Consider the following 10,775-nt stretch of genomic DNA (forward strand, 5'->3'; position numbering starts at 1 on the left):
AATACATAATTATGGATATAAAAAATCTGCTACCTCTTCCATACCTCTTTTATATATACCGACATAATCTGATAATCCATACTTTCCTGGAAAAGAAAGAGGGCCGGAGTTCATAATTTCAAAGGTAAGAGATTTCTCAGAGACACTTTTTATTCGTTCCAACGCTAGTTGAAAAGCCCGTAGGTCTGCACCGGACAGGAATTTTAGAGAGGTGGGATTATTAATAATATTATGAACATAAACAGTACCCTCTAAGCTTGCTTTTTTTTCAGCAGCCTGTCTTATGATACAAGGCACACAATATCCACAGTGAACCCCTGATTTCCCTCCCTTTTTCCATCTGTTTTGATCTGGATGGGAACATGAAAGCGTATCCTTGTTTAATTCTCGCAATAGTTTCAGGTTTTTACAGTTTAGAGCCATTTCCCCTTTAGTAGCAATTTGATAGGGATTGTAAAAGTTATTCTTAATTCCCAGGTGACCAAAGATACTTTGAAGTTTATAGATATAGTATGGATGAGTAGTGCGGGTGCTATGACTACTTAGCCGTGTACCTGTTAAAGGGACATTTAATGATATCAGTCCGTTTTCTGGAATAATAAAATCTATTTTTTCGTCCAGACTGTTGGCAATGGTTAGACCTAGGGCAACGAAAAGAAATGAGCGTATTCTACTGCTAATATCTGCAGAAGGCGCATTTTTCTTAACCGGTTGAACCCAGAATCGAAATGTCTCAAACGCTTCATTCCCATATTTTTTTCTTAAAGCTCTAAACAATGTTTGCTGGGCTGCTCCCTCAGAACCTCGTTTATAATGACTTACAAAAGCCATACGATTTCCCTGCTCAAGATAATCGATAGCCCCTATAAAAGAATCCATTCCTCCTGAAAAAAGTGCTACTTTATCGATTTTTGAGGCCTGTTTTTCTTCTGGAATTTTTAATTGCTTTTCTTCTTTTATTAATTCTCTAAAATGCAATATCCACCTATCTCCACTAAGAAAAGATAAGGTATTTTCAAGTTCTTCCTTAATTTCCTGCCAAAGTCCAGGTTTTGTAACTGGTACATAGATTTCAAAATAACGACTCCATCCTTGGAAACCAAAAGCCTTTCTGGAATACACCTGATCTATAACATAGAGACCGATAGCAAAGTGAAGGAGATCAAATGTTTCTTCTGGCGGAGTGATAGCGCGCTTTTTTAAGATATTAAATACATTGGTTGTCATCAAGGTATCTGATAATCCCTGATCACTAGTACAGATAATTAAAACATCCTTACCTTCATTCAAAGTGAAATTATCCTGTCTGTGTTGCTTAAAAATTACTTTTATTCTTTTCATTCTTCTAAAGTTGTGTAAGCCAGTTCAAAAATTTCTAATACCAGATCTCGACCGGATTCCTGTGCTAGATTAAAATTTTTGAGATTAGCCTTCTCTATTCCCCCTTTTACCTCCTGTTTTATTAGATCTTTCATTTGATGTTCTAACTCAATAGCTTTATTTTCTGAAAGCTTATTTTTTTCAAGGGCCATACCAGCTTCATATACCCACTTTTTGAATATATAGGCACTAACATATTCTATCACAACCTCTTTAATATGAGCTTCATTCAGGGTGTCTAAAGTAGCTAGATCCTGGCCATCTTCTTCCAGGCGCCCATAGAGTTTTTCCGTGGCTATTAATACCGCCGCCCGAGCAATCGCTTCATCATTTGTAGAACCTACTGGTGCAATTTTATCTGCAATAATAGCCAGTACTTCTTCACTAGACTTGCCAATGTGACTTGTCAATCCTAGTTGAGAAAGTGTTTCTGATAATCCCTGTGATCCTAGATTATTTAGAAAGCTAATATATCCTCTTCCGGTTCTTATCCCTGCTGCTGCAGAAATGGTAGACTTTTTCACACCTCCTGTTTTACCTATATAACTGCGTATTGCAGTTTTGAAAGTGCTTCTAGATGGCTTATTTACATATTTTGTAAAGTTTGATTTTACGGACTGAAAGTCGGCTGTGGATTCATAAGTAGGTCGATCTTGAGCTTCTTCTTCGTTTGTATCATCCGGAGTGTCCTGTTGTTCCTCTTCTGGCGGAGGAGGAGAGGCCGGTGGGGCCCAATCAGGTAAAAGCGGTGAAGATCCTGGCACTCCAGAGCCTGATTTAGATGTTCCCATAATTAGGTTTTGTCAATTTTTTCTTAGCAATTTTCGCAAGTGATTTATTTGTACTTGACTTACTCCAACCAGTAATAAGTTCTTTTACTTGGCCTTGATGGCTACCGGTTTTACTGATTTCAATTACCTGAGGTACGGCTGCTAATGGAATGCGGGAATCTGGCTGATCTTGCAACATAGATAATAATTGAGAATTCAATTCTGTACGTATCTTACAGAACTCAAAAAGGATTCCAAGGGGAGAATCCTCTCCACTTATCTGTTCGGTTTGAAGAAGCTTTTCCTTTAGAGATTCAAATACCGTCGCCGCATCTCCTTGACTTAAAGTTTTAGAAGATTGAAGAGCATTGTTACGTATGGTTTGCGATCCTTGCATCAATTTTCGAAAGATTTCCTGGGCTTCCGAACTCATGCGTCGTATATTAGTACCCATGATTGATAATTTGTCTCTAGAAACATAAAAATATGGCTGAAAATCAACGCCAGCTAGAGAGGGTTCTGAGGCCAGCCAATTTTTAATCCATGGATCTTCTAGTAAATCTAAATGCTTAGGTGAAATTTTCTCTTTTTGCTCTGAATCCTTTGCTACATTTTGAGCCAATTCTTCCAGCTCCTTCATTTCAGTTATAGCCCCTTTATTTTGTGCCTGTTCTTCATAAAAATCCTTAAAGGTCTCTCCTTTAAAATATTCTAACAACATCAATTTTGCAAGAATGCGTTTCTCGAACTTTTCCCGAGTATTTGCGATCATTTTAGATCGTAATAACAGGGTGTTTAAAAAACGTTTTGCTTGTCTGGGATTCCCATTGAGCCCCGTTGCAAGTACTGGATTAAGTTGTTCCGAAAGTAGTAGCGCTTCTTTCAGAGAGTCGGGGACTTCTGTTATAAAATCATTTACATTATTAAAGTTAAAAGAAAAGCCTAACTGATCTTCATTTTTCTTTCGTAAAATAGTTTCCCTTACAGATTCAAACTCTTTTTTTTCCAGATATAACTGGCAAAACAACAGGTTTACATAGATACTCAATTCCAATTCACTTAAAGGTGGAATACGGATGGGATATTGGATCATTTTCTCCAGATAATCGCGACCCACTTCACTATTATCTCCAGGGATTTCAGGGAATCTTCTGCGGACCGCATATTTAATAAGACGCTCATCTGCACCGATTACAAAAGCGGTTTTTTTGGTGAATAAAAATAGCTTAATAGCCTCTAAAGTCCCAATTATGGTTTCGTGGGTACAACGATCCAGGTCGTCGATAAATACGATTATCTTCTTTATTTTAGTCTCAGCCACAAGATCTTCAAAATTCTGATGAAAATTCTGAATATTGTTTCTCATAAGTTCATCCGGATTCTCGTTGTCTTCCTTCAGATAATTTTCATAATCAAAATCTTTTCCTTCATTCATCATATTTGAAAGGGTAATTCCAGCAATTCCGGCTGGGCCTGAAGCCAAACCGGCACCATATTTAATTACGGAACCAGTTAGTTTAAGAAGATCCACTTTTCTTAGTAAACCAGCCGCTAATTTTTTAGCTTTTTCACTAAGCTTTCTCCCTTTAATTACCTCATCCAGTATCCTCCCTAATAATACTGTTTTCGTATCCTCATACCCTTCAAAGAGCCATCCATTAAATTTTATTACTAGTATATCCTTTTCATTTTCATAGGTCGTCTCGATCATGTTCATTAAACTAGATTTTCCTCCACCCCAATCTCCATATATTCCAATACTGCAAGGTAATAGTTGGTCGTTATCAAGAATGGTTTTAGAAGCATCAATGAGATGCTTAAAATCTATAAAGTCTGAATGAGTTTCATTATCACTCCACATATATATATAGTCATTTTATGAGTTTATAACGTTTTAAATGTATATAATTTAAAATGTTTGAATGACTGATACATATAAAAACGTACCTCTTTCTTTGAAAAAGGGGATTTTTCCCCTTAGTTTGGTATATTCAAAAAATATAGCTATACCAACGAATCCTTTCGTGTATTACTGATGTTCTTAAAAATATTTGTAAAGTTTATAAATTAACCCAACTGGCTATAAGTATATTTGTATGATGCTTTATTTGCTTGAAAGGATGAAAAAAAAAGCAATGCCCACACCATTGTATATGCTAAGCGCATTTAGTGATTGAAATGCTCCCCACCTTACGGGTGTACAAGCACCCTCGTTATTAGATTTAACCTATGATAAGTTCAATACCGGCTTTGTGAGCCTTGTATTTAATTTTAGTTATCAAATTATAATAAAGGATTATACTCCTTTATCGAAATTTAAGCTAAACCAATTAAACTCATCGCATATTCAGTAAAATTTTTTAAAAATAGAGAAATATAAGAAAATTCATTTTCCGATTAATAACCTATGATTATCGATTATTGATAAAATTAGTCCCATAAGCTATAGAAAAATAGAGTTACTTTGCCTTAAAATAATTTTAATATAATATGTTTAAATATGGAATTGATCGGTTATCACTAAAAAAAGTAAAAGACATAACCAATGGCAATTTGAAAGGTAATTTAACAAGTACAGTAAAAGAAAGGGTAAAATCAAGTAGAAAAAAAGTAGAAGTGATAGCCAAGGCCAATAAAGCAGTATATGGTATTAATACTGGATTTGGTCCGTTGTGTGATAAACAAATAGCCCCAGACGAAACTAAAAAGTTACAAGAAAATTTATTGATTAGTCATGCCGTTGGGGTAGGCAAGCCAATCGACAAAGAATTATCAAAGATCATGATGATCTGTAAAGTACATGCCCTATGTCAGGGGTTCTCTGGGGTAAGGCTTTGCGTAATTGAGCGAATTATATATTTTATAGAAAATAACTTACTTCCAGTAGTGCCAGAACAGGGCTCTGTAGGTGCTTCAGGAGATTTAGCACCTCTATCTCACTTGTTTTTGCCTTTAATAGGAGAAGGTGATTTTTGGATTAAAGATGATATTCGTTCAGCGAAAAAAGTCTTATTCTCTCACGGTTTGAAACCATTACAATTAGAAGCTAAAGAAGGTTTAGGACTAATAAACGGAACACAATTTATTTTGGCTCATTCTATTAAAGGCCTCGATAAAATGAAATACCTACTGGATTTAGCAGATGTAGCCGGGGCTATGAGTTTAGAGGGGTTTCAGGGCAGTGCTGCTCCGTTTAAAAAAGCTTTGCATGAAATTCGTCCTTTTCCAGGGAATTTAAAAGTAGCCAAGAGAATTCGGAAATTGCTTAAAGATTCTCAGAATATAGAAAGCCATTTGGAGTGCAACCGTGTACAAGACCCCTATTCAATTCGTTGTATTCCCCAAGTGCATGGGGCCTCTAGAAATGCCTATTATCATTTAAAAGAACTGACAGAAATAGAAATGAATTCTGTTACGGATAACCCGATTGTGTTAAGTGAAACCCAAGCTATATCTGGTGGTAATTTCCATGGACAACCATTAGGAATGGCTATTGATTATGCCTCTTTGGCAGCTTCGGAATTAGGAAATATTTCTGATAGGCGATGCTATTTGTTATTAGAAGGCAAGTATGGTTTGCCAAGATTGCTTACTGAAAATGAAGGCTTAAATTCGGGTTACATGATTCCGCAGTATACTACAGCTGCCTTGGCATCAGAAAACAAATCATTGTGTTTCCCACCTTCTGCTGATAGTATCCCAACATCTTTGGGGCAAGAAGACCTCGTATCTATGGGAAGTATTTCTGGTCGAAAACTAAATCAAATTTTAGAAAACATAGAAAAAATACTAGCAATAGAATTGATGTTTGCTACACAAGCTATGGAATTTAGAAGACCCAATTCATTTTCAAAAGTTATCGAGGAAAATTTTGCACTTGTACGGAGCAGAGTAAGTAAGTTAGAGGATGATAGAATATTAAAAAATGACATCAATACCATGATTGATTTGGTTAGAGATCGATCTTTTATTGTAAAGTGAAATTAATTAAATATGACATTTCAAGAAAAAATTCTACAAGGTATTCCCACTAGTTTGCCTGCAAAAAAGGCATACTCTAAGAATATAAATAGAGCACCCAGACGAAAAGATATTTTATCAACTAATGAAAAACAATTGGCAATTAGAAATGCATTGAGGTACTTTCCTAAAGATTGGCATCAAGAATTAGCGGTTGAATTTGCCCAAGAATTGCTCAATTTCGGTCGTATTTATATGTATCGATTTAAACCGGATTATCCAATTTATGCAAGAAATATTTCTGAATATCCTGGGAAATCTTTGCAAGCTAGAGCTATTATATTAATGATCCAGAACAATCTTGATCCAGAAGTGGCACAACATCCTGAAGAATTGATTACGTATGGAGGTAATGGATCGGTGTTTCAAAATTGGGCACAATACCTTTTAACAGTTCAGTATTTAGCTACAATGACCGACGAACAGACCTTGCATTTATATTCTGGACATCCAATGGGATTATTCCCCTCCTCGAAAAGTGCTCCAAGAGTTATTGTTACTAATGGAATGATGGTGCCTAATCATTCTCAACCAGATGACTGGGAAAAGTTCAATGCACTGGGCGTTACACAATATGGACAAATGACTGCGGGCTCATTTATGTATATTGGTCCACAAGGAATTGTTCATGGAACCACGATTACTGTAATGAACGCATTTCGACAAATCTTGCCGAAAGGAGAAAGCACAAATGGAAAAATCTTCTTAACCTCCGGATTAGGTGGAATGAGCGGTGCACAACCAAAAGCAGGAAATATTGCCAATTGTATTACTATTTGTGCAGAAGTTAATCCTAAAGCAGCAATCAAAAGATTTGAACAAGGCTGGGTAGATGTCTTAATTGATGATATGGACGAACTAGTTGATAAAGCAAAACAAGCTCAAAAGAATAACCAAGTTGTTTCCGTTGCTTATATAGGTAATGTGGTTGATGTTTGGGAACGTTTTTATGAAGAAAATATTTATATTCATATTGGTTCAGATCAAACTTCATTGCATATTCCATGGACAGGAGGATATTATCCTGTGGGTATTTCTTATGAAGAATCTAATCGATTGATTCGTGAAGAACCAGTTTTATTTAAGGACAAAGTGCAGAAATCTCTAAGAAGACATGCAGCCGCCATAAATAAACATACTGAAAGAGGTACCTATTTTTTTGATTACGGAAATGCTTTTCTATTAGAATCTTCCAGAGCAGAGGCAGATGTAATGGCAAAGAACAATATTGATTTTAAATATCCATCATATGTACAAGACATATTGGGGCCAATGTTTTTTGACTATGGTTTTGGACCATTCCGTTGGGTCTGCACTTCAGGTAAACCGAAAGATTTAGACACTACAGATAAAATAGCTGCATTAGTATTGAAAAACATCATGGAAAATTCTCCAAAAGAGATTCAGTCACAGATGAAAGACAATATTAAATGGATCAAAAATGCTAAAAAAAATAAAATGGTCGTTGGTTCACAAGCGCGTATATTATATGCTGACGCTGAAGGTCGATTAAGAATTGCAAAAGCATTTAACGACGCCATAGCGGCTGGAAAAATAGGGCCTATAGTTTTAGGAAGAGATCATCATGATGTAAGTGGTACGGATTCACCCTACCGGGAAACCTCTAATATATATGATGGGAGTAAATTTACTGCGGATATGGCCATTCATAATGTGATTGGTGATAGTTTTAGAGGTGCTACCTGGGTGTCTATTCACAATGGAGGAGGAGTAGGTTGGGGAGAAGTAATAAATGGGGGATTCGGAATGGTTTTGGATGGTACGCCCGAGGCTGAAGCCAATTTAAGGAATATGTTATTCTATGATGTCAATAATGGAATTGCACGGAGAAGTTGGGGCCGGAATAAGGGAGCTACTTTTGCTATTAAAAAGGAAATGAAAAGAACTCCAAATTTAAAAGTTACACTTCCAAATTTAGTTGAAGACACCGTTCTGGATAATTTATCTTTAGCATTACCTTATTCAAAAACCGTAGATCATTAACTTAATTTCGGGCTTCTGAAAAGAGAAGAGTACGTAAAAAATCGATTGAATCAAGCTTTTTAATAGCTCCGATCACAGATTATTACTCCAATCCTTTTCTTTCTATGATTATGAATATTGCAGTTTCCATTCCGGAGCACTAAATTGAAAACAAGTTTTGGTAAGCATATTAAATAGGAATAAAAACATATTATTGAGTAAAGTTGATGCTCAAAACCATCATTAAGATTGGAATTTAGTGGGATGCTCAGTAACAAAACTGCAACTTTCCATTTGTAGTTTTTCTTCTAAAGTAATTCTAAAAAATCATTTAAGATAGGATTAGTATTTTTTCGATCCCAAGCTACCGATAAAGTAGTTCGTTGTGGAATGTCAACTAACTCAATAAATTTAACATTTTCATAATGTGGCATTTGTAGAGATCTAGGAATAATAGAAATGCCAAAATTACTCTCAATTAGTTTAAAAATAGAATTTGCGTGAATACTACTGTGAGAAACTTTTGGAGTAAAACCACTATCATCAAAAATTTGCATTATTTTTTCAAAGTATGATGGACTAAATTTGGGATCAAAGAGTATAAAGTAATCATCTTTAAACTGAGATAAGTTTTTATAGTTAGCGCTATCTATTGGATGATCTTTAGGTAAAACCAGGCAGAAGGTTTCTAATAAAACAGGACGGATACTCAAACCAGTCGGTACTCTCTCTAATCTAATAAAGCCTATATCAATATTTTGTAAAAGTAAATTTTCTACTTGTTTCTGGTTATCTATTTCTTTCAGAACGAAATTAATATTTGGAAATCTTCCTTTAAAATTTATCAATAATTCCGGAATTATTTTTTGGATTGCAGAACCTACATAGCCTATAGTTAAACTACCATCCTTACCAGCTTGAAGCAGTTTAGCATGATTAATTATTATATCCAAGTTTTTTAAATTCCTTGTTATTTCCTGTTTAAAATATTCTCCTACGTGTGTCAGTTTTACTTTCCTATTATGTCGCTCAAATAATTGAATTCCCAAATTATCTTCCATTTGTTTAATTTGTCTACTTAATCCGGGTTGTGAAATGTACAATCTTTCTGCAGCTTTTCTAAAATGCAAATCTTCAGCTACTGCTAAAAAATATCTAAGGTGTCTAAACTCTATTTGATTAATCATAAGTATCAATAATTGACTAAGTTAGTCTTATTTGTTATCAAAAATAATACTAAGTTTGATTTATACAAGTTTGAAGAATGATTTTATGAATCTTGTGTTCAAGATATTACAAAACTTTAAATCTTATTCCTTCAAAATATTATTACATTACTGTCCAGTTAAAACAGACTGAGTGACAGTTGGTTATAATCAAGTTCTTTGACATTACTATAATTTATATTCATAAAAAGCTCATTTATAGGGGCTTTATCTAATAATGAGATGCCTAAAACCTGTAATATTTCGTAGGTTGAACGCTTCAATTTCAGTTTATCTGCCACGATAGAGACCAGGCAGTAAGCACTTATCGCACAATAGATCTGGATTTTTACGGCATTTTCAGATGTTCCCCAGAAGGATTTTATCTTCAAGTGTTGTTTGACCCATTTAAAGAAAAGTTCCACCTGCCATCTTTTTTTGTACAGTAAGGCAACCTCCTCGGCAGTAACTTTCATGTTGTTTGTCAAAAAGACAAAGGTTCGGTTCGACTCTTTATCATAATATTTCACTCTGCGAAGTTTTTCCGGGTACTCTTGGGAAGTATAAAAACCACTTAATTTTCCAATTTGGTCACATCGGATCCCAGTTAGCTTATCGACTTTATTGGAGTACATCCGCCTGAATTTGGTATTCGATTTTGCCCGAACCACAAAGTAGGCTGAGCAACGTTCTATTTTGTACAACCTAGTGTAATCAAGATATGCACGATCAAATATATAGTGGGCACCCGCTTCATAAACCAGCTCATCCATTGCCTTCACGTCATGAACATTAGCAGGGGTAATATGCAGAAAGGCTGGTATCTGGGTGTTTACATCATATAAGGTGTGAAGTTTAATTCCTCCTTTTGCCTTGCGAAATTTCGCCCACCAAAATACATTTAGACAAAGATCTATGGTGGAGGAATCAAAGGCATAAATGTTTCCTTTGATTTTAAAATCATCACTAGAATGCAATTCTCGGGCTATAGCGATCAGATGATAGGCAAAATCTTCAAAGATTTTTGAGTTCCGAACTTCGTTGGCTTTTGCAAAGTTACTTCTGGTTACACTTTTGCCCAATCCAAGATAATATGATTTTCCACTATGTGCATCAAGCGCAACGATCAGGTCTCGGAGGCTTTCTCGATTAGTCAGCTGACCGAATAGCATACAAAGTAGTTGGTTCCAGCAAGTAAAATGTTTCACATACCTGTTGCCATCATGCTTTTTGACAAACCCATCAAAAACCCGTTGGGGTAAATATCCCGTCAATTGGGAGAAAACGTATTTTCCTTGATTCATGGCCGCCAAATTTTAGAGGCTAAACCTAATCAATTCAAATCGTCACGCGCCAATTAGACTTGTAAAGTATAGATTATCAGTAATTTCAAAGAACATTTAAAAATTTTTAATGG

General features: G+C 35.4%; 7 protein-coding genes. 2 read left to right on the forward strand and 5 right to left on the reverse strand.

The features are described from left to right. Window positions 1-9 precede the first annotated feature (9 nt). From qatC to AO058_RS06825, 3 genes are read right to left on the reverse strand one after another with little or no spacing between them, the layout of a single operon-like run. The gene (gene qatC, locus AO058_RS06815) at window positions 10-1,341 is read right to left on the reverse strand and encodes a Qat anti-phage system QueC-like protein QatC (protein ID WP_075325766.1); all 1,332 of its coding nucleotides are present in this window, start codon (window positions 1,339-1,341) and stop codon (window positions 10-12) included. Further along, a complete protein-coding gene (gene qatB, locus AO058_RS06820; protein ID WP_075325767.1) occupies window positions 1,338-2,171 on the reverse strand; it encodes a Qat anti-phage system associated protein QatB in 834 nt (277 codons plus the stop codon). Before qatB ends, qatC begins: the two co-directional genes overlap by 4 nt. Then, entirely contained in the window at window positions 2,158-4,011 is a 1,854-nt protein-coding gene (locus tag AO058_RS06825; RefSeq protein WP_075325768.1) for a KAP family P-loop NTPase fold protein, read from the reverse strand. The genes qatB and AO058_RS06825 overlap by 14 nt, the downstream gene beginning before the upstream one ends. Before the next feature lie 629 nt (window positions 4,012-4,640). Here AO058_RS06825 and hutH point away from each other — a divergent pair. Then, complete coding sequence (gene hutH, locus AO058_RS06830; protein WP_075325769.1) at window positions 4,641-6,131, forward strand: histidine ammonia-lyase; 1,491 nt, start codon at window positions 4,641-4,643, stop codon at window positions 6,129-6,131. A gap of 12 nt (window positions 6,132-6,143) precedes the next feature. Continuing rightward, window positions 6,144-8,174 (forward strand): urocanate hydratase, encoded by a 2,031-nt coding sequence (locus AO058_RS06835; RefSeq protein ID WP_075325770.1) that lies wholly within the window; start codon window positions 6,144-6,146, stop codon window positions 8,172-8,174. 287 nt (window positions 8,175-8,461) lie between these two features. Here AO058_RS06835 and AO058_RS06840 read toward each other — a convergent pair whose 3' ends face one another. Next, entirely contained in the window at window positions 8,462-9,340 is an 879-nt protein-coding gene (locus tag AO058_RS06840; RefSeq protein WP_075325771.1) for a LysR family transcriptional regulator, read from the reverse strand. A 158-nt stretch (window positions 9,341-9,498) separates the two neighbouring features. Further along, on the reverse strand, window positions 9,499-10,662 hold the full coding sequence (locus AO058_RS06845) for an IS4 family transposase (protein WP_075325772.1): 1,164 nt from the start codon (window positions 10,660-10,662) through the stop codon (window positions 9,499-9,501). Window positions 10,663-10,775: the final 113 nt, after the last annotated feature.

Source organism: Salegentibacter sp. T436 (genome assembly GCF_001932675.1).
Lineage (GTDB): Bacteria > Bacteroidota > Bacteroidia > Flavobacteriales > Flavobacteriaceae > Salegentibacter > Salegentibacter agarivorans.